The 19,882-nt window shown below is 41.1% G+C and carries 16 protein-coding genes; 12 read left to right on the top strand and 4 right to left on the bottom strand.

Annotated elements, in window-relative coordinates:
- The first annotated feature begins 468 nt into the window (after nucleotides 1–468).
- On the top strand, nucleotides 469–3,702 hold the full coding sequence (locus tag FKG96_RS06555; protein WP_130856122.1) for a SusC/RagA family TonB-linked outer membrane protein: 3,234 nt from the start codon (nucleotides 469–471) through the stop codon (nucleotides 3,700–3,702).
- Nucleotides 3,703–3,712: 10 nt separating this feature from the next.
- A complete protein-coding gene (locus FKG96_RS06560) occupies nucleotides 3,713–5,176 on the top strand; it encodes a SusD/RagB family nutrient-binding outer membrane lipoprotein (protein WP_130856123.1) in 1,464 nt (487 codons plus the stop codon).
- 77 nt (nucleotides 5,177–5,253) lie between these two features.
- On the opposite strand, the gene FKG96_RS26690 is transcribed toward FKG96_RS06560, so the two are convergent.
- From FKG96_RS26690 to FKG96_RS06575, 4 genes are all read right to left on the bottom strand, one after another.
- Entirely contained in the window at nucleotides 5,254–5,427 is a 174-nt protein-coding gene (locus tag FKG96_RS26690) for a hypothetical protein (RefSeq protein WP_013665216.1), read from the bottom strand.
- A 262-nt stretch (nucleotides 5,428–5,689) separates the two neighbouring features.
- The gene (locus FKG96_RS06565; protein WP_130856124.1) at nucleotides 5,690–6,367 is read right to left on the bottom strand and encodes a CpsB/CapC family capsule biosynthesis tyrosine phosphatase; all 678 of its coding nucleotides are present in this window, start codon (nucleotides 6,365–6,367) and stop codon (nucleotides 5,690–5,692) included.
- Between the two features lie 149 nt (nucleotides 6,368–6,516).
- Nucleotides 6,517–7,212, bottom strand: a complete 696-nt coding sequence (locus tag FKG96_RS06570; RefSeq protein WP_130856125.1) for a LytTR family DNA-binding domain-containing protein — start codon at nucleotides 7,210–7,212, stop codon at nucleotides 6,517–6,519.
- Complete coding sequence (locus tag FKG96_RS06575; RefSeq protein ID WP_130856126.1) at nucleotides 7,213–8,043, bottom strand: sensor histidine kinase; 831 nt, start codon at nucleotides 8,041–8,043, stop codon at nucleotides 7,213–7,215. It abuts the gene before it with no gap.
- Nucleotides 8,044–8,430: 387 nt separating this feature from the next.
- Here FKG96_RS06575 and FKG96_RS06580 point away from each other — a divergent pair, with 387 nt between their 5' ends.
- The 10 genes from FKG96_RS06580 (at nucleotide 8,431) to FKG96_RS06625 (ending at nucleotide 19,876) form a co-directional block, all read left to right on the top strand.
- On the top strand, nucleotides 8,431–9,846 hold the full coding sequence (locus tag FKG96_RS06580) for an undecaprenyl-phosphate glucose phosphotransferase (RefSeq protein ID WP_130856127.1): 1,416 nt from the start codon (nucleotides 8,431–8,433) through the stop codon (nucleotides 9,844–9,846).
- A gap of 1,166 nt (nucleotides 9,847–11,012) precedes the next feature.
- Nucleotides 11,013–11,204 carry a hypothetical protein gene (locus tag FKG96_RS06585; protein ID WP_013665222.1) on the top strand — a complete coding sequence of 64 codons (192 nt, stop codon included), beginning with the start codon at nucleotides 11,013–11,015 and terminating at the stop codon, nucleotides 11,202–11,204.
- 401 nt (nucleotides 11,205–11,605) lie between these two features.
- Entirely contained in the window at nucleotides 11,606–12,097 is a 492-nt protein-coding gene (locus tag FKG96_RS06590) for a phosphoheptose isomerase (protein WP_130856129.1), read from the top strand.
- A gap of 37 nt (nucleotides 12,098–12,134) precedes the next feature.
- Nucleotides 12,135–13,235 (top strand): GDP-mannose 4,6-dehydratase, encoded by a 1,101-nt coding sequence (gmd, locus tag FKG96_RS06595; RefSeq protein ID WP_013665224.1) that lies wholly within the window; start codon nucleotides 12,135–12,137, stop codon nucleotides 13,233–13,235.
- A gap of 30 nt (nucleotides 13,236–13,265) precedes the next feature.
- Nucleotides 13,266–14,711 (top strand): lipopolysaccharide biosynthesis protein, encoded by a 1,446-nt coding sequence (locus FKG96_RS06600; RefSeq protein ID WP_130856130.1) that lies wholly within the window; start codon nucleotides 13,266–13,268, stop codon nucleotides 14,709–14,711.
- Between the two features lie 13 nt (nucleotides 14,712–14,724).
- Nucleotides 14,725–15,789: a nitroreductase family protein gene (locus FKG96_RS06605; RefSeq protein ID WP_130856131.1), complete on the top strand. Its 1,065-nt coding sequence runs from the start codon at nucleotides 14,725–14,727 to the stop codon at nucleotides 15,787–15,789.
- Between the two features lie 7 nt (nucleotides 15,790–15,796).
- On the top strand, nucleotides 15,797–16,942 hold the full coding sequence (locus FKG96_RS06610; protein ID WP_130856132.1) for a polysaccharide pyruvyl transferase family protein: 1,146 nt from the start codon (nucleotides 15,797–15,799) through the stop codon (nucleotides 16,940–16,942).
- A 25-nt stretch (nucleotides 16,943–16,967) separates the two neighbouring features.
- Nucleotides 16,968–17,906 (top strand): glycosyltransferase family 2 protein, encoded by a 939-nt coding sequence (locus FKG96_RS06615; protein WP_130856133.1) that lies wholly within the window; start codon nucleotides 16,968–16,970, stop codon nucleotides 17,904–17,906.
- Between the two features lie 4 nt (nucleotides 17,907–17,910).
- Nucleotides 17,911–18,708 carry a glycosyltransferase family 2 protein gene (locus FKG96_RS06620; protein WP_130856134.1) on the top strand — a complete coding sequence of 266 codons (798 nt, stop codon included), beginning with the start codon at nucleotides 17,911–17,913 and terminating at the stop codon, nucleotides 18,706–18,708.
- Nucleotide 18,709: 1 nt separating this feature from the next.
- Nucleotides 18,710–19,876, top strand: a complete 1,167-nt coding sequence (locus FKG96_RS06625) for a glycosyltransferase (RefSeq protein WP_130856135.1) — start codon at nucleotides 18,710–18,712, stop codon at nucleotides 19,874–19,876.
- Nucleotides 19,877–19,882: the final 6 nt, after the last annotated feature.

A 19,882-nucleotide genomic window follows, 5' to 3' on the forward strand; every position in this document is an offset into this window, starting at 1 on the left:
CGTCGCTTGCTAGAGTGGGGCACTTTGTCGGTGCTATGAAATGAGAACGTCCGGCTTTTGGGGATGCCGGACGTTCGTCTTTTTTTAATCAACCTAAACCTATCTTATTATTTTCAAATCCTGTGCCAAATGTTTTCGTCGTTTTTCAGTTAGATTAGCGCGGAATTAGAAATGAAATCCTCGACAGGTATATTCCCTTGTCCTAAAAAATGGACAATTGAGGTTTATCTACGTAATAAAATACCAGACAAATTGTAATGAGTATACCGGACAATTGTAACGAGTCCGTGTAACTTTTACGGATAATAGTAAGTTAACCTACACTTAACATAATAGGGCTATTCTTGCGCCAAATTGAAAAGTTAGCATGAACCGTCCATGTTTAAAATTTCATTTTCATTACACTGGGAAATGTAAATTTTAAATATGGTAAGCTCCATCTTACCGATGGATTAAAACTATTTACAGATGAAACATTTTAAACCCTATTTTTTTACAAGCTTATTGGTGGCAGGCCTCAGTGTTACGAATCAGGTAAGTTTGGCAAAACTAAACAACCACATTCACTTAACAGAAGCACCGCAGGAAGAAATTGCACTTGCAGGCCTAGTAAAGTCGGCCGAAACCGGCGAAACGATTCCCTCCGTTTCCATTATAGCTGATGGTAAGGCCGTCGGGGTGACTGATGTCAATGGAAAATTTCAGGTAAAAGTACCACGAGGAGCGGAAGTACGCTTTCAGTACATGGGTTATCAGCCGTATTCCACCAGATTTACGGAGGATAATCAAAGCTTATTGATTTCACTTGGCAGTGCAAGTACCGACTTAAGCGAAGTGGTGGTAACGGCATTGGGTATCAAAAGGGATGAAAAAGCGCTGGGCTATTCGGTATCTAAGCTCGATAATAAAGACTTGACCGAAGCGATGCCAAACAATTGGTCGGAAGCCCTTAAAGGAAAAGTAGCCGGTTTAAATATTACACAGGCCAGCTCGGGTCCGCTGAATACTTCGCGGATTAACTTGCGTGGCAATTTATCACTCGACCCGGCCAAAAATCAGGCCTTGATTGTGGTAGATGGTATCCCCATGATCAATGGAAATATCAGCTCGGGAGTTGATCAGGCTTATGGTGCGGGTGCAAGTGGTGCGGATAAAGATATTCCAATCGATTTCGGAAACGGTTTAGGCGATATTAATCCAGACGATATTGAGTCGATCACCGTCTTAAAAGGAGCCGCGGCAACCGCTCTCTATGGTAGCAGAGCTGGTAACGGAGCTTTGATCATTACCACTAAATCAGGCGCTAAACATGAAGGGGGGATTGGCATTACAATCAATTCCAATACCAGTATCAGTGATGTTTTACGTTGGCCGGATTATCAATACGAGTATGGGCAGGGTGTACAAAACCGCAACGCCGCAGGTGAGCTTTACTATTCGTATGATTTATCGGAAGATGGGGCGAATACGGGTTCTACCTCCAGTGCGTTTGGACCTAAGTTTGACGGTCAGTCATATTTCCAATACGATCCCGCAACGGGTGCACAATCGGCCACGCGTGTGCCATGGGTACCTTACAAGGATAATATCAAAAGCTTTTGGCGCACGGGAACAAACTTTACTAATAGCGTAGCCTTGGATGGAGCAACCGATCGATTTTCGGCGAGAGCTTCCATTACGCATACCAAAAATAAGTGGATTATGCCGAACACGGGTTTCGACCGTTTAGTGGCGAGTTTGAATACCAGCGCGCAACTGACCGAGAAATTGAAATTGAACGCGAAGTTGTCTTTTACTAATAAGAACAGCGATAACCTCCCGGGTACAGGTTATAACAATCAGTCGATCGGCTATTTTATGATCTTCCAAAATCCGAATGTTGATCTGGATTGGTATCGTCCCATTTGGAAGCCCGGCATGGAAAACATAGAACAAATTCACCCTTTTAGCTCCTTTATTGAGAACCCTTTCTTAATTGCCTATGAGATGACCAATAGTCTGCGCAGTACCAACTTGGAAGGGAACTTGCAGGGTATCTATAGCTTTAACAGTAAATGGGAATTGATGCTCCGTTCCGGCTTAAATATGAGGCAGGATCAGCGCGAGCAACGGCGGCCCTATAATACGGCAAATTTCCCCCAAGGGTATTATAAACAACAAGACGTGTTTTTCAAAGAGACCAATACGGACGGATTGTTGACCTATCGTGATAAATTGAGCGAGGACTTCTCTTTTACAGGGTCGGTAGGGGCAAACTTTATGCATAATCAAATCAGAACCAGTAATGGAGTTGCACGGGGTTTGATGGTTCCGGGTATCTATAAACTGTCTAATGCCCTAACACAGGCTGTGGCCGAAAACCAAACTGTTGAACGTAAAACCCATAGTGTTTATGGTTTGATCAATATCGGTTGGAAAGATAAAATCTTTTTAGATGTAACCGGAAGAAACGATTGGTCGTCTACCTTACCCGATGGCAACAATTCCTATTTCTATCCTTCGGTGAGTTCAAGTTATGTTTTGAGTGATTTATTCGAATTGCCTGAATTGATCTCTTTTGCCAAAGCACGTTTGTCGTGGGCTCAAGTGGGCACCGATACCGATCCGTATCGTACCCGCAGCTATTTTGAAACTTCGCCTTTCCCTGGTTCGGCCGGTGCACCTGCCATCTTGTTCAATGACGATCTTAAGCCTGAAATTTCAACCTCGTGGGAGGGGGGTGTGAATTTCATGCTGTTTAATAACCGCATCAATGCAGATGTAAACCTGTATACGAATAATACGGTAAATCAAGTGTTGCGAGTTCCATTAGATGTGACAACGGGTTATCAAGAGCGCTTCATCAACGCAGGGAAAATCCAGAATCAAGGTGTTGAAATCTTACTGAGCGGCAAACCTATAGTCAGTAAAGATTTCAATTGGAATACCACCATTACGTGGGCAAAGAATGTAAACAAGATTTTGACCTTGAGCGAAGATATGGGAGTAGACCAACAGCTTTATGCCGAAAGTGGTACGGTATATTTCTACGCCACGAAGGGCGGATCGATTGGAGACCTTTATGGCTACGGTTTAGTACGTAATGAGGCCGGGCAAGTGGTATTTGATGCAAAAACGGGCTTGGCGTTACGACCTACTGATATAGAGAAAATCGGTAACGCTTACCCTTTATGGCGTGGTGGTTTTCAGAATGAGTTCTCTTACAAGAATTGGCGTTTAAGCATATCGATTGACGGACAATATGGTGGGATTGTCTATTCGCAAAGTCACCATAAAATGACTGAACAGGGTAAGTTAGGTCATACTTTATTGGGGCGGGAAACCGGTACCGTCGTTGGCGATGGTGTGGTGCAAAACGCAGATGGCAGTTATTCACCTAATACAACACCGGTGGCCATTAATACCTGGTATGCTGATTATTATAGAAGAGCCAATGTAGAAACCAATAGCTTTGATGCCTCGTATGTTAAATTAAGGGAAGCACGTATTGAATACGCTTTACCCAAGGAGTTATGTAAAAAACTTCGGGTGGGCGGTGCGAGTATTGCGGTCTTTGGCCGCGACTTAGCGATAATTTCCAAGTTCCCGATTTTCGATCCGGAGACGGCAGCTTTAAATGGAGCCACGATTATTCCAGGCGTGGAGATGGGACAAATGCCTACACCGCGGACATGGGGAATGAATCTAAATGTAAAATTCTAATTGTTGACTGATGAAACTAAAACCGTATATCAAAACATTGGCTATTGTATCCTTCTTAGGGATGAGCGCCTGTACAAAGGACTTTGAAGAAATTAATACCGATCCTAATAAGTTGGAGGTGGTATCACCAGGTAGTATGCTTACCCCCGTTATCTACAACATGAGCACTTATTTTACCGAGCAGAGCTACAACTTTGATTGGCAGATGATGCAGGTATGCATTCCCCATCCAAGCGTTTCTAATGGGATTCACCGTTATGACTTGAATGAAAATTCAGGAAATGGAACTTGGAATACGTGTTATAAGTGGATGGCCAATATTAGGGAGATGGAAACTGCAGCCGACAATTACAATTTACCTGTCTACAGAGCTGTAGCGGCTACCTTAAAGGCCTATATAATGGGGATTCTCACCGACAGTTTCGGAGATGTCCCTTTTTCTGAGGCAATGAAGGCCGCTGAAGGTATCAGTCAACCACGCTTTGATACACAACAGGAAATTTATGAAAACCTTATTGCACAATTAGAAGAGGCGAACACCATTTATGCGACAGATGACTCCAAGATGTTTGGAGAGGATCTGCTTTATAGTAACGATAAGACGAAGTGGCAGCGCTTTAATAACTCCTTGTTGATGCGTTTATTGCTGCGCATGTCTAAAAGAACGGAAATGAATAGCTATGAACGGTTGCAAACAATAATCGATAATCCGGATCAATATCCGGTGTTCACAAGTAATGCTGAAGCTGCCTTTGTAACCATTACAGGAAATTCCCCTTATGATTATGCCTGGGGCAGAAGGCAGGATTATGCCAATGCTAAGGCTATGGCATCCTTCTTTGTCGATTTACTAAATGCACAAGAAGATCCGAGGCGTAGCTTGTTTATGACAGGAGCGAGCCGTTTAGAAGGGGGTAAGCCTGTCGATATCGGTTATAAAGGCGTACCGGCGGCGCATTCAGGGGATGCCTCACAATTCAATTTCAATCCAAGTCAGCCGAATGCCGACCTCATGGTTTATACCACTTTGGGGACGGAGATTGTTGAAGTGATGATGAGTTATGCCGAGGTGGAGCTTATTAAAGCGGAAGTAGCTTTGGAACGAGGAGATTTAAATGCGGCAAAAGCAGCTTACGAAAAAGGTGTTGCTGCAGGGATCACCCAGTGGAAAAATGGTGTTATGCCCCAAGGCTATCTAAACCATCCCGTGGTAGCATTCAATGGAACGATGAAGCAGTTGATGGAACAAAAGTATATTGCTCTATTTTATAATGATTATCAGCAGTGGTTTGAGTATAGGCGAACCGGTTACCCGGAACTTCCGAAAACAGAGTATATGCTACATGATGGTGTCATGCCAACCCGTTTCATGTATCCAACAGAAATCCGCAGATCAAATCCAACGAATTACCAGGAAGCGGCTAATCGGATCGGTGGTGATGATATCATGACGAAAGTTTGGTGGGATAGATAAAAAATAACTGATCGTATCAAAACAAAGGCGAGGCCCTAATCACTACGTTAGCGCCTCGCCTTTGTTTTATAGCTCTTTTATTGTCTTTCCTGTGAACGCCGATTATCGACGGGTACTTTATAGTATACCTCGCCGTCATCGTTCAATGCATTCAGTGATTTCACGAGGCTATCGACTTCGGTAGCCAATACGTTTTCCATCACCAGCGTCACGACCCCATGATGACGCATGAAAATGTTAAATAACATCATGTTAACTTATTTATACACACAACGCACAGTGGGGATTCTTGTTACTTGGTAAGATTCTGTATCACAAAGCTTTTATGTCATTGAAAGAACCCGTCCCTATAGGTTTTAGAATCAAAGGTAGCGGATAATTTCGAAATACGAAATACCTACAAATTAGGAAATAGAAAGTTGTGCCGATTATGGTCGGCAATATGAAGGTTAGTGAATTTTCAAAGCGATGATCATAGGGCCATGATCACCGCCGTTGTTCAGGTATTCTTGGTTAAATAATTTCTTTGTTTTTTATGCAAGCTGACTGCAACTGTTTCATTAATTTCTTTGAATGAAAAAGCTCGTTGATCATTTGTTGATCATCGGTATTCCGTGCACCTGATCCTACAAAACTTACACGTTCTTCTTTAAATAATTTCTGTGCTACACGCTTTGCGTCGACCCCATTAGATCCAGCTAAGGAAAGTAAATCACTTTCATACAGGCATCCTTGCAAGTGAAGGCGTGTTATATTCCGATAGTTATCTTGCAAGCAGGCGTATTGCTCTGTCTTAGCCAGTACCGGTTGCAGGCCTTTACCGGTGAGATAAGCGACAACATCTTCCAGATCGCGGCTTAAAATATCTGCCGGTGCCTCTAGCAGTACATAATTTTTTCCAAAAGTCTCTAATTTTTCTTGTTGAAGAAGGGCTCCGTCCGTATCCAAACGATAAAGCCTAATTGAATGTATTGGCAAGGCGCTGTTAAACGTTTTAGCATCTATAGCATCCTGACTCACAGCTCCGAAGATGCAAGCATAGCCAGCGTTTTTCAGTTCTTCGGTTACATCAGTGCTATTGAAATAGCCGAAACTTGGTTTCAGTAAATCAATATGTATATCGGCAGCGAGTATGCTTCCAACCCTATTGCCTGTATACGTTGCTGATTGAGTTGGTAAAATTGAAAACATCCTTATATAATTTATACAATACTTGTGATATAATGTATAAATATAATCGTATTTGCTCAACTCGTTTCGCAAGTGTTTTCGTTTTGTGTCTAAATGACGTATTTCTGTGTGTAAACTGATGGATATTTGTTCAGTTTGTTAGGAATATGCTAAACAATCAATAAATTTGATTTGATATCCGCAAAGTAAGTCCGACCTATCGGTATACCGGTGCCATCTTTCAGCTTTAGTTCCAATTGGTTAAAAGAATGAATATGAGAACGATTGACGAGGTACGACTTATGTACGCGTAAAAAAGGGTGTCCTGCCGGTAATTTAGCTTCGAATTCCTTTAAATTTTTTCGAAGGGCTACTCGTCTGGTGCCAATCTGCAATTCCACATAATTACCATTTGCCTTGATAAAAACTAAGTCCTTTAACGATACGTGATGTTTATTTCGACCCATAGGTAGAAACAAGCTTGGTTCGTCTGTTTTTTGAAAATGACTCATGGCAATCTCGATGGCAGCATATAAGTCAATCTTGGTAAAAGGTTTGATAAGGTAACCGTAAGGCCGTGTATCTTTTGCGTTTTCGATCGTGGCGGGTTCCGCGTGTGAGGTCGTAAAAATGAACGGTATACCCTTAATGCGTAACACGCGAGCCACATCAATACCGCTTCGTGCACTGCGTATGCCAATGTCTAAAAGCACGAGATCCGGCGTTTTTTCTTTTACGAAGCTTAATGCTTCCTCGTAATCAGCCGCTATACCACATACGGTGTAACCAACTTCTTCGAGCATTTCCTGCATGTCCAATGCAATGATCATCTCGTCTTCAACTATAAGAATTCGTAAATTTTGCATCTATGTACTTCTGAAATTAATTTTAAAAATGGAGGCTTCGTTAAATTCGTAATGGATCGTTCCCTGTAGTTGTTTTGTAAGGTTGGTTAGCAGGCGTAGGCCCATGGTACCTGTTTGTTCCCAATTGATGCCCGAAGAAATGCCCGGGCCGTTGTCACTGTAATACAAACGATAGTACCCTGCTTCTGTGGGCGTAACCTGGATGGTTACTTGTAGGTGTTCATCTTCTTGTCTCGCATATTTAATTGAATTGGTAATCAGTTCGGTAATCAGTAAACCATACGGTATGATAACATCAGTTTTTACTTTAGCCGCACAGATATTGATTTTTTTTTGTATTTGTTCTTGTCCGCTATAACTCTTTACGATGTAATGGACTAAATCTTTCGTATAATTTGCTAAATCAATGGTGTCATGCAAATTGTCAGTGTATAGCTTTTGGTGCACTAAAAGCATCGATTGAAGTCGCACGGCGCTATCGTGAAGGGCTTTTTTTACTTCGGGGTGCTTACTTGTACGTATGTGCATGTTCAATAAAGAGGACGCAAACTGTAGATTATTCTTGACGCGATGATGTGTCTCGTTTATGAACAGCTCGTGCGATTCTGTTTTGTTGCGTAAAGCCTGATAACGTTCGTCCAACTCAGCATATTCTCGCTTTAGCCTGTGAATACGTTGTCTATTTTTGTGCCGGCTAATAAAAAAGATACTCACAACGGTGAGAACAATGCCAAGGATACCGAAAAAGCCGGCGTCCAAAAGTGCAAACATACCCTTCATTCGCATGGGAATAGGCTTTTTAGGAATATCACTGATTAAAAATGGTATCACAATATCTCTTTCTTTTAGACGTGAAAAAAGCAAAATTCTCTTAGTGGTAAAGAACGTATTGCCTGTTTGCTGAGTATCTTATTTGCAAATTCGCTATTAAATATTAAAAATCATGCCAATATTTTTAATTTTCCACTCGATTTCTTTTTAAAAAATGTAAAAATGTCTTGTTGCGTTTAAAATCGCTTTTTCTTGCTGATATTAAATTTATATTAATTGTGTTAACTCTATGTTTTTGTGCATTTAAGTTGGTTTTTTTCACGATTTTATGAAAAATATGTATGCAATATGGCCTTTTCTTGAATTTTATTTACCGGTATGATGTTTGTTGAGCGCATTTCACAGGAATAAACATTTTTGTTAAATTTTTCTCGTAATTTCCCTTTTATGGATTTAAGCAGCCGTTACCTCTTTCATTTTACACACGTAGTTACCGATTTTTTCTTTATTATCCTTTCCTTTTTACTTGCTGTTCGATTTAGTAACTACGAGTATTTTTATCAGCTGAGCCTTTATGATGCGGGATTTCTACTTTTTTTGCTTTGTGGGTGGTACTTTACCGCTCGTTCCAATCGATTATATGAAGATAAGATCCAGGAAAACCAGATGCGTGAGCTGTTTAAAACAGCTAATACGATTTTATGGCAGGTGATGTTGGTGGTTTTGTTCATTTTTGCTGTAAAGGAAAATGACTATTCGCGAACTTTTGTTGTGATCTATGGCTGTCTGGTTGCTTTCTTCATACCTTTCAGTAAGATTCTGCTTAAGAAGATCTATTTGATGGTATTTCGCCATGGCTACTTACGCCGTCGTGCACTCGTGATCGGAGGAGGAGAGCATGGTCAGCAATTTTGCAGGTATATCAAAGAAAATAAGTATTACGGCTATGAAGTGGTGCGCCATATTCAGGGCGCCTTGACTTTTTCCCAGCCAGCCCAAAGCTTTGGAGAGCGTATGTTGATGGTGGGAGGGCAACCCTTAGGGGATATCAATGACATTGATGAGGTGTTTATTGCAGATGGTCCGGAAACCTCTTATAATACGAAAGAAATCGCTTCTGCCTTAAGTGCCCACGCGGTAAGACTTCGCATTATTCCGGATGTCTTTCAAATGAGTAACTCGGGGATGTATACTTTTAGCATGATTGGCGGTTTTCCGTTGTTAAGCGTACGGAATGAGCCATTGGAAGATATTTATAATCGGGCGGCAAAAAGAGCCTTTGATATTTTCTTTAGTTTGTTTGTGCTCGTCTTTGTATGCTCCTGGCTGTTTCCTCTTATCGCCATTCTCATTAAATTGGGATCGGAAGGCCCCGTGTTTTACAAACAAGAACGCTGGGGTAAACGCAACCGACCTTTTCTCTGTTATAAATTCAGATCAATGTATGTGAAGGCGCCTGATACCAATCAGGCCGGTAAATTTCAACAGGCGCAAAAGAACGATCCCCGGATTACGCCGATCGGGCGTTTCCTTCGTAAAACGAGCTTAGATGAATTTCCACAATTCCTAAATGTACTTTGGGGCGAAATGTCGGTGGTAGGACCTCGCCCGCACGCTTCGCTGATGAATGTCGAATCTACCTATATTGTAAAAAACTACCTGGTAAGGCATCAGGCCAAACCCGGTATTACGGGATGGGCTCAAGTGAACGGACTACGCGGAGAATCCGGAAATCCGAATCTATTAAAAGCGCGGATTGAACATGATATCTGGTATATCGAACACTGGACTTTTTTGCTTGATTTGAAAATTATTTTCTTAACCTTCTGGCGAATGATTATCGGCGATAAGCAAGCTTATTGATTATTGAACAAGGGAGCTTGTTAGTAGGCGATAGGCTTTAAGCAATAAGCTATAGGCGATGAGTGGTGAGTGATGAGTGATGAATGATGAGTAATAAGCTATAAGGCTTGTACTGCTGTTATTCATCACTTACAACGCGCAATTACACTAACTACTGAACGACTTAACTATTTAACGACTCAACTACTGAACGACTCAACTACTCCCTAACTAGTGAACAAGGGAGCTTGTTAGTAGGCGATAGGCTGTAAGCAATAAGCTATAGGCGATGAGTGGCGAGTGATGAGTGATGAATGATGAGTAATAAGCTATAAGGCTTGTACTGCTGCTATTCATCACTTACAACGCGCAATTACACTAACTACTGAACGACTTAACTATTTAACGACTCAACTACTGAACGATTCAACTACTCCCTAATTAGTGAACAAGGGAGCTTGTTAGTAGACGATAAGCTTTAAGCAATAAGCTGTAGGCGATGAGTGGCGAGTGATGAGTGATGAATGATGAGTAATAAGCTATAAGGCTTGTACTGCTGCTATTCATCACTTACAACGCGCAATTACACTAACTACTGAACGACTTAACTATTTAACGACTCAACTACTGAACGACTCAACTACTCCCTAACTAGTGAACAAGGGAGCTTGTTAGTAGGCGATAGGCTGTAAGCAATAAGCTATAGGCGATGAGTGGCGAGTGATGAGTTATGAATGATGAGTAATAAGCTATAAGGCTTGTACTGCTGCTGCTATTCATCACTTACAAGTAGCAATTACACTAACTACTGAACGACTTAACTATTTAACGACTCAACTACTGAACGACTCAACTACCCCCTATTACGTAAAACATAGGACTTAAAACTTACAACTCACAAACCGTGATTCCTCATACTCATAATTGAACCATTGGTACACATTTGTATGATTATATTTCGTTGATTGTGTTGCTTTTATCCATATTTGCCTTTGGAAAATAAAGATTTTTTATTTTAGGATCAAGGTATTCGCCAATTACACCTGATATCATCTGTACGTTAAAAAATGTTAAAACTCATTGTTTTATACAAAAATATCTAGTGTTAGGTATATATATGAAAAAGATTATTATGTACATTTGTGCCGTAAAAAACAACTGTAAGTACCTAATTGTAAAATTGTTAAATGAATAGTAAAAGTAATGCACCGGCCTTATTGAGGCAAGGACCGAGGCTTCCGTTGAGCGAGAGAGGGCGCTCTGGAAGCAATAGTAAGAAACGAGAAATAATTATTGAAGTGTCGCGGCAATCTCCTTTCATGCCTGTATATGATGATTTTGAAATCAACGATGGTTATCTGACTTTATTTGCGAAATAATTATAGATTAGATTTTTACTTATACCAATCTTTGGACGCGACTGGGTCTACTAGACCCATAGACATAAATTTGAGGCTTGTTTCCAATTTAGTTATCAAAAATTGGAAGCAGGCTTTTTATTTTTAGCGTGTTCAGGCTATAAACCTTCCCCTTTTCTTCTGTACATATTTACACAATATTGTGTAGTTCGTACACAAGTGCCTTATGGCTTTTTGTTTACTGTCATTTTGCGTAGTATTTTCGAAATAAATCAATCAGTTGATCATTTGCTTAACTTTTATTTAACAAACGATCTTGTTTTTTGATAAATATTCATTTATAGCTTGTGCTTAATCTGTGCTCATTTGAGCAAGTTGGCGCATATTAAGGACAGAATTGAAAAATATAGCCCGTTTCTATCATGCGCATCTCATATAAAGCTGATTTTTTCGAGGAAGTTAAAAGAAAAATAACATCCCAGGGCTTCCGGATTGTTGGTCTTGATCATTCGCAGCCGTGGGGTGGTTCAGTAATGATCGACGAAAGCCAGGCACAACGCTTCGCTGACCTATTTTTTCAAGAGGTTATACAGTCTCAAGAGAAAAAGGCCGCTCATCCCTCTAAACCCAAAGTCTTGGTTATTGAACCAAAGCAGGCTATTGCTTGGCAATATCATCAACGTAGGGCCGAATGGTGGCAAGTGATTGTAGGCGAAGTAGGCGTGATTACGAGTGATGATGATGAAGAAAGAAGGCTATTGGTTAAACAGTCAAAAGATATCATCGAGCTGAGACCGGGAAAGCGACACCGCTTGGTAGGATTAGACGACTGGGCTGTTATCGCACAACTTTGGAACCATGTGGATGTTCAGTATCCTTCGGATGATGCAGACGTAATACGATTGAAATTATAGCTCATAGGAGTGAAATAATATAAAAACAATGTAACATATGAAGACAGCATTAATTACTGGTGTAAATGGGCAAGATGGAGCCTATCTTGCAGAACTTTTATTAGAGAAAGGCTACATGGTGCATGGTGTTAAACGCCGTTCGTCATTGATCAACACCGATCGTATAGACCATCTATATCAAGACCCACACAGCGAAAATGTGCGCTTTAAGTTGCATTATGGCGACATGACAGATAGCACCAACCTGATTCGTATTATCCAGGAAACGCAACCCGATGAAATTTACAATTTAGCGGCGATGAGCCACGTAAAGGTAAGTTTTGATACACCGGAATATACTGCTAATGCCGACGGGATAGGAACTTTACGTATTCTAGAGGCCATCCGTATTCTTGGTTTGGAAAAGAAAACGCGCATTTACCAAGCTTCGACCTCTGAGCTATATGGTTTAGTGCAAGCAGTACCGCAAAGCGAAACCACACCCTTTTATCCACGGAGCCCTTACGCCGTAGCTAAGTTATATGCTTATTGGATTACGGTGAATTATCGTGAAGCGTACAATATGTATGCCTGCAACGGAATCCTGTTTAACCACGAGAGTCCCTTACGTGGTGAGACGTTTGTGACGCGGAAAATCACACGAGCGGTGGCGGCTATTTCTCTAGGCCTGCAGGACAAGATGTTCTTAGGCAATTTGGATGCGCGCCGCGATTGGGGACATGCCAAGGACTATGTAAAAGCAATGTGGCTTATCCTACAACAAGAAAAAGCGGAAGATTATGTTATTGCAACCGGAATTACCACACCGGTGCGTGATTTTGTAAAAATGGCTTTTGCGGAAGTGGGCGCCGAAATAGAGTTTAAAGGTGAAGGTGTAAATGAAAAAGGATTTGTCAAGTCACTAAGCAATCCGGAATATGATGCTTTACAGATAGGACAAGAGGTAGTATCTGTAGATCCGGCTTATTTCCGTCCGACGGAGGTTGAGTTGTTGATCGGTGATCCGACTAAGTCGAAAACAAAATTGGGCTGGGAGCCGGAATATGATTTATCTGCTTTGTGCCGCGAAATGGTGGCTTCGGATATCGAGGTGTTTAAAAAGGACAATAAAACGCAGTGGGAGCATTTGGCGGGGTAGTATATAAAATGATTAGATGAAAGACGCTTAATGAATAATGCGAAAAAACTCGTAGCAAAAGGTGTTTTTTGGACGGGCATACAAATGGTGGTTAATCAAGGATTTGGTTTTATCATTCGTTTGGTATTGGCGAAGCTCTTGTTCCCGGAGCAATTCGGTATCGTAGGAATGGCAACTGTGTTTACGGGATTTGTTCAGGTGATGAACGACTTAGGCATAGGAGCTGCGCTTGTCCAAAAAAAGGATGAGACATTGAGCGAGGAGCACTTTCACACAGCATTTTGGACGGGTTTCGGATGGTCATTATTCATTTATCTGATCATTTGCTTTGCTGTAGCGCCATTAGCCGCTATGTTTTATAGTGAACCTATCTTGAAGGCACTTATTCCTGTAATCGGTTTGGGGGTACTATCAAGTCCGATCAATTTGGTTAATAAGGCTCAATTAACAAAGCGCATGGATTTCAAAAAAATTGCGTTTATTGACAACACATCGAACATTCTCTCAGGATGTCTTTCTCTCGGCCTTGCATTTTCCGGAGCGGGTGTGTGGTCGTTGGCCTTTAACTCGGTAGCTTCAATTATTGTAGCGATTCCGCTTTATTTTAAAGCAACCGGATGGAAGCCCAGGTTTATTTGGAATAAGCAAGCTTTTCACGATATCTTCGGTTTTGGTATCTATACGACAGGGACTAATGTGCTTAATTATCTAATTAACAATGTGGACTATTTGTTAATAGGAAAGTTATTAAGCGCACAGCTGCTTGGTGCTTATACATTTGCCTTCATTCTTACTGATACATTTCGGAGCAGGCTTATGGCCGTCATCAACAATGTAATGTATCCGCTTTATGGCAAGAAGCAGACAGACCATAAGGCGCTAAAAAGCTACTATTTGAAAGTCATCAATTATAATAGCTTAATTATTTATCCTATTATGACGGCTTTCTGCGCGCTGGCTGAACCTATAATTCTTGTATTCTTTGGCGACAAGTGGGAAATGGCTATTGAGCCACTTCGCATTTTAGCCATCGCGGTGATGTTCCATATGATGGTTAATAGCAATACGGCGCTGATTAGAGGAGTCGGTAGGCCTGGCTTGGAAATGAAACTTCAATTGGTAAAGGCAGTTATATTCTTACCCATGCTGTTAGCAGGCATCTATTACTATGGAATTATTGGGGCTGCTTGGGCGATACTATTGAACAAAGTGATAGCAGTATTAATCGCTCAGTATACCTTTAATAAGCTACTGGCAATTAAGGTAAGCACCAAAGAGTTCTTAGTAGCCATTAAAGACCCGTGGATTGCATCGTTATTGGCTTATCTGGTGTCAAAAATCACATTTACCCTACTGGGTTGGCCCTTTGTTGTATCGGCTTCCTTACTGATGTTGACTTATATGTTGGTTATTTGGTTGCTCATGGGAAATGAGATTCGTCTACAAATCAATCAACTCAAATTAATGAAGAAATAATAGAAGAATAGCTATGATGAAGGCCCTAAAAGCACCTATTAAACGAATGATCAAAGAGACAATACCGATCTATTGTGCTCGATCAAAAAAATTATCTGTTCTTTATTATCTGCTGTTTGATAAATCTTTTGCCCGAGAAAGCCAAGCTGTATTAGCTGGAAGAGTGAAACATGTAAAGGAGGCGAAGGAAATCAAAGCAAACTACTTTTTATTAGTACGCAATACGCACCGGATTGAAAAGGGCTTATTGATGCGTCCTCGCAGGGCCGTTTTTGGAAAGGATTATATTGAAGAGACGATTGATAGCTTTGAAGGAATTTGCAAATTGCAATCTACGACGGATACAAATTTACAATTGAAGTGGTTTAAGGACGTCTTGTCCGCCTATTTCGAGTCTGCAGGCGAAGAAGACCCCTTCGTCTATAAGTTGGGGCAACGCTATCACCGCATTCTTCAAGAGTGTATGCCGCCTACGAATATACCAGACGGAAAAGCGGAAGCAAAGTCCGTTCCCTATGTCCGTTTGGAAGAACATCGGAGTAACATTTCCTTTGAGGATTTTTATCAATTGTGCCGTCAACGTCGATCCGTTCGTTGGTTTTTAGACATACCCGTTCCACGGGAAATGATCGATAAGGCGATTCTAGCGGCTAATCAAGCACCGAGTGCTTGTAATAGGCAGCCATTTGAATTTCGCATTTTTGATGAGGCCCAGCTGGTAAAGGAAGGGATTAATTTACCTATGGGAACCAAAGGGTACGGTCATTCGATACCTGTCTTTATTGTTTTGGTGGGAAATCTGGATGCCTATTTTGATGAAAGAGACCGTCATGTAATGTATATTGATGCTTCTTTGGCTTCTATGTCCTTTATGTTGGCTCTAGAAACTATGGGTTTAAGCAGCTGCGCTATTAACTGGCCTGATATTGAAAGTCGTGAACAAAAAATGGATAAATTTTTAATGTTGAAGCCTTATCAACGTGCGTTGATGTGTATGGGAGTCGGCTACCCTGATCCGGAAGGTTTGGTGGCTTTTTCGGAAAAAAGACCGTTGGACCAAATTCGTAGATATAATTAATAGACACATGATAATCGAATTACGTGGGGTTGAATTCCACAATAAAGGTGCCGAATTGATGCTACATGCCATTATGGATGTTGTTAAAAAACAAATTCCTGATGTGGTTTTCGTTATGGAGAAACGGCCTAGTGCAACAATTAAACAACAACGTAGCTTGGGTATTTATACCAAATTGAACGTGAAGAAATATGGGATAGACTCGGCTAAGTGGGGTCGATTTATGCCAAAATTCCTGATGCGCAGTTTAGGTTTTGTTCACGAAAAGGACATTCAGGCTGTGCTTGATGGTTCGGGGTTCGCGTTTGGCGATTTTTGGGGCGAAAAAAAGGCGGGTGAACGTTTGGCAAATCATATTGAAAAGTGGAAAAGGCAAGGGAAAAAAGTCATTATGCTGCCACAAGCTTTTGGAGCATTTGAGAATCCTGCATTACAACAGAAAATGAGAATTATTTTAGATCAAGCCGATCTGGTCTTCGCGCGTGATCAATATTCACTTGCTTATTTGAATGGTTTGCAGGTGTCAACCGATCGAATACACCTTAGACCGGATTTTACCAATCTGATCAAAGGAAAGGTACCCGATTATTTTAATCCGAAGGAAACGGAAGTGGCCATCATTCCTAATAATAAACTGTTGGAGTCCAATATTTTTACACACCGTGGTCAATACCTGGAACGTTTACACGATCTAGTCGTATTGATTGAAAGGCATGGTAAGATCCCTTTTTTCCTTATTCACGAAGGAAAAAAAGACCTGCAGCTTGCGGAGGATGTAAATACTCAATTCAGTAAAACCGTCAAAATTATCAAAGAAGATGACCCGCTTAAAGTGAAAGGAATTATTGGCGCCTGTAAAGGTGTTGTCACATCAAGGTTTCACGGCCTGGTCAGTGCACTTTCTCAAGCAGTACCTTGTCTTTGCATTGGGTGGAGTCATAAATATCAAGCCTTAATGGAAGATTACAATTTCAAGGAGGGCGGAATTGGAAAAGAGGACATGGATTTGGAGTCGCTCGAAGCTAAAATCTCATTGATTTTGGATGAGAAGAGCGCTGCTATATGCAAGCAGACATTAGCAGACGCAGGTGCGAAGCAAAAGGAACTATCGAAACAGATGTGGGAGCAGGTGTTTTACGTACTAAGGAATTGATAAAATAAGCAGATAAAGCTATCGTATGGAAATCGCAGTCATTATACCGGTATACAATGCTGAAGCCTATGTGGCAGATGCAGTACAGTCTGCCTTACAGTTTGAGGAAGTGAAAGAGGTCATTCTTATTGAGGACTGCTCACCGGACAATGCTTTGGCCGTATGTAAGGAGTTGGAAAGACAACATGAACGGGTTAAGCTTTATCAGCACGAAAATGGCATAAATAAAGGAGCCGGCGCATCTCGAAATCTTGGCATACAGAAGGCTACTTGTCCCTATATCGCTTTTTTGGACGCTGATGATCTGTTTTTAACGAATCGCTTTGATGCTGAACGGGAGTATTGGCGGGAGGGAAAAGATTTCGACGCCATGTATGGGGCCTTAGGTATTCACTTTTACTCGCAAGAGGCTCAAGAGAAATATGCCAGCCATTTCTCATCGAAGTTTACGGTGGTGCGAAATTTTAAGGCAGGCGAGTCCATGTTCGAAGAACTGCTTGGTATCAATGAGAAACGTAGAGGGCACATTCATTTGGATACGCTTACTGTAAGAAAAGTAGTTCTTGCTCGAATGCCGATGCACTTTCAGGAAAATTTGCGATTACATCAAGACTATGAATTTACTATCCGATTGGGCTATTACGCACAGGTCGTTCCCGGCATTCTTGCCCAGGCGATCGCTACTAGAGGTGTCCATTTGGAAAATCGGTATACGAAGGTGGGGTTTAAGGAGAAAAAGTACTACCGTAACCAGTTACTCGTATGGGAAGCGTTAGATCGATGGGCCCAGGAAGAAGGTTTGGCTGCTCGATATAAGCAATTTATCGCCCGAAAAATTTACGCATATAAAATAGCTGGTTCCTATTTCTTCAGTGCTTGGTCACTCTTTTTGAAATACTTATTGAAGGAGCGGCAAGTATTAAAAGAGTATAGAATTTATTATAGAACTATGTTGAATCGTTAGCCTTATGACGAAAGATATGATAAAAAAGCCATTAGTATCTATTATAGTACCCGTATATAATCGAGCAGATTTTATCGGTGTTACTTTAGAGAACCTCGTGGCAAATCAATATCGCCCATTGGAAATAATACTGGTAGACGATGGCTCTTCGGATACGTCGCTTTCTGTGCTTGAGCGGTTTAGGGAAAGCCAGCAGAACGAGCTCTTTACAGTAAAAGTTTTTACGCAGTCAAACCAGGGAGCGCCCGCTGCTCGGAATTATGGTTTTTTACAGGCTAAGGGGGCTTTTATTCAATTTTTGGACAGCGATGATTTAATTGACACGAATAAGTTCTCCGAGCAGATCCACAGCATGGAGTTAGAAAGTGCCGACTTCGGCCTCTGTGATTTTCAAATGATCTATGTAGATACAAATGAGCAGGTTTATCATTCCAATGCCCATAAGTTAAAGAAAGTACTTAAAACACACGGTTCTTTCGGTTGTGGCTCACCTTTACTCAGAAAAGACTTAGCTGATAAGATTAGCTGGAATGTGCGATTGAAAAGAAATCAAGACGTTGATTATTTCCTCAAAGCTGCCCTTATGTCGATGCGTATTGCCTATGTGCCAAAAGCACTTTATACCTATGTGAGGCATAGCAGCGACCGAATTTCTGCTTCTTACAGTAAAACATCGCCAGTATATGACGAACGTATACGGTCTCTCAGGCAGTTGTTTGGCAGAATACCGAATAAATTCCATGCAGCCATCGCATTAATGAACTTGTATTTAAGCTTATTCAAATTCAAATTAACAAGATAGTATGGTGAAATTATTCTTCGATATTATGATTACGGGGCATCACGTAGAATATATTGACCATATGGTGAATTATCTTCGAGAAAAAGAAGATGGGCACAACTACGTTTTTGTGGTACACCCTCAATTTGAAGAACGCTTTCCTGAAATTGCGATTAAGATAAAAGAAGCGCGCAATTTGCGCCTTGTCTGTGTTAGTCTACATGAATTTGAGAAAACCCAAGGTCGAGGGCTGGTGAAAATGTCTTTTAATACTTATCGGTTAGCCCATCGATATGCTTTACAAGTAGGGGCGGATCATGTCTGCTTTCTCTATTTCAATTTATTGCAATTACCATTAATCTTTTACACGCCAAGCTACAGCGTAAGTGGTATCCTATTCCTTCAATTTTATCGTATGCATCGAGGAAGCTTAAAGGAGCGGATTAAATATTTGCGCAAATATTTAATTACCAAAGGTTATACAGGAAACAAAAAAGTGAATCGTGTTTTTGTTTTGAACGATGAACAAACAGTTTCTTTTCTGAATAGGAAATTTAAAACTTCCATTTTTAAGACGTTGGCTGACCCTATTCCAAACATAGAACCGTTGGAAGCTTTCAGTGTGTATGAACATTATGGTATTTCGAAAGATCGCCAAATATACTTACATATTGGAAGTTTGAGTGACCGGAAAGGAACGATCGAATTTGTGAACTCCGCCACCTATTTAAAGCCCGAAGTGCAGATGAAAGTGGTGTTTCTATTGGTGGGAAAGGCGGGGAACAGCCAAGAGGAAGAAGAACTTCAATTGGCACTTAATGAGCTTCGCATGAAAACGCAAGTACCTATTATTTGGGATAATCGTTTTGTACCGAATGCCATGATGAAAAGTCTTTTTAACCAGTGTTATGCGGTGGTGATTCCCTATAAAAACGCAGAAGCTTCCAGTGGAATTCTCGGCCATGCCGCTGCTTCCAATAAAATGGTGATTACAACGGGTAAAGGATTATTAAAGGATATTGTTAACACGTATCAACTTGGTCTGTTAGTCGATGAGGTTACGCCGGGGGAAATTGGCAGACAAATTACCGTTGCCAGTGGCCACTATAACTTCGTTAGCAAGGCTCGGGATTTTGTTGAATTGAAAAGCGTGGATCATTTTGCAGCTGAAGTTGAGACTGCTTTATAGTAATAT

Source organism: Olivibacter sp. LS-1 (assembly GCF_008245145.1).
Classification (GTDB): Bacteria; Bacteroidota; Bacteroidia; order Sphingobacteriales; family Sphingobacteriaceae; genus Olivibacter; species Olivibacter oleidegradans.

Bases quoted from the DNA above. Each gene is read 5' to 3' on its own strand.
- FKG96_RS06555 (WP_130856122.1), top strand. From the start codon at position 469: ATGAAACATTTTAAACCCTATTTTTTTACAAGCTTATTGGTGGCAGGC.
- FKG96_RS06560 (WP_130856123.1), top strand. From the start codon at position 3,713: ATGAAACTAAAACCGTATATCAAAACATTGGCTATTGTATCCTTCTTA.
- FKG96_RS26690 (WP_013665216.1), bottom strand. From the start codon at position 5,427: ATGATGTTATTTAACATTTTCATGCGTCATCATGGGGTCGTGACGCTG.
- FKG96_RS06565 (WP_130856124.1), bottom strand. From the start codon at position 6,367: ATGTTTTCAATTTTACCAACTCAATCAGCAACGTATACAGGCAATAGG.
- FKG96_RS06570 (WP_130856125.1), bottom strand. From the start codon at position 7,212: ATGCAAAATTTACGAATTCTTATAGTTGAAGACGAGATGATCATTGCA.
- FKG96_RS06580 (WP_130856127.1), top strand. From the start codon at position 8,431: ATGGATTTAAGCAGCCGTTACCTCTTTCATTTTACACACGTAGTTACC.
- FKG96_RS06585 (WP_013665222.1), top strand. From the start codon at position 11,013: ATGAATAGTAAAAGTAATGCACCGGCCTTATTGAGGCAAGGACCGAGG.
- FKG96_RS06590 (WP_130856129.1), top strand. From the start codon at position 11,606: ATGCGCATCTCATATAAAGCTGATTTTTTCGAGGAAGTTAAAAGAAAA.
- gmd (WP_013665224.1), top strand. From the start codon at position 12,135: ATGAAGACAGCATTAATTACTGGTGTAAATGGGCAAGATGGAGCCTAT.
- FKG96_RS06600 (WP_130856130.1), top strand. From the start codon at position 13,266: ATGAATAATGCGAAAAAACTCGTAGCAAAAGGTGTTTTTTGGACGGGC.
- FKG96_RS06605 (WP_130856131.1), top strand. From the start codon at position 14,725: ATGATGAAGGCCCTAAAAGCACCTATTAAACGAATGATCAAAGAGACA.
- FKG96_RS06610 (WP_130856132.1), top strand. From the start codon at position 15,797: ATGATAATCGAATTACGTGGGGTTGAATTCCACAATAAAGGTGCCGAA.
- FKG96_RS06615 (WP_130856133.1), top strand. From the start codon at position 16,968: ATGGAAATCGCAGTCATTATACCGGTATACAATGCTGAAGCCTATGTG.
- FKG96_RS06620 (WP_130856134.1), top strand. From the start codon at position 17,911: ATGACGAAAGATATGATAAAAAAGCCATTAGTATCTATTATAGTACCC.
- FKG96_RS06625 (WP_130856135.1), top strand. From the start codon at position 18,710: ATGGTGAAATTATTCTTCGATATTATGATTACGGGGCATCACGTAGAA.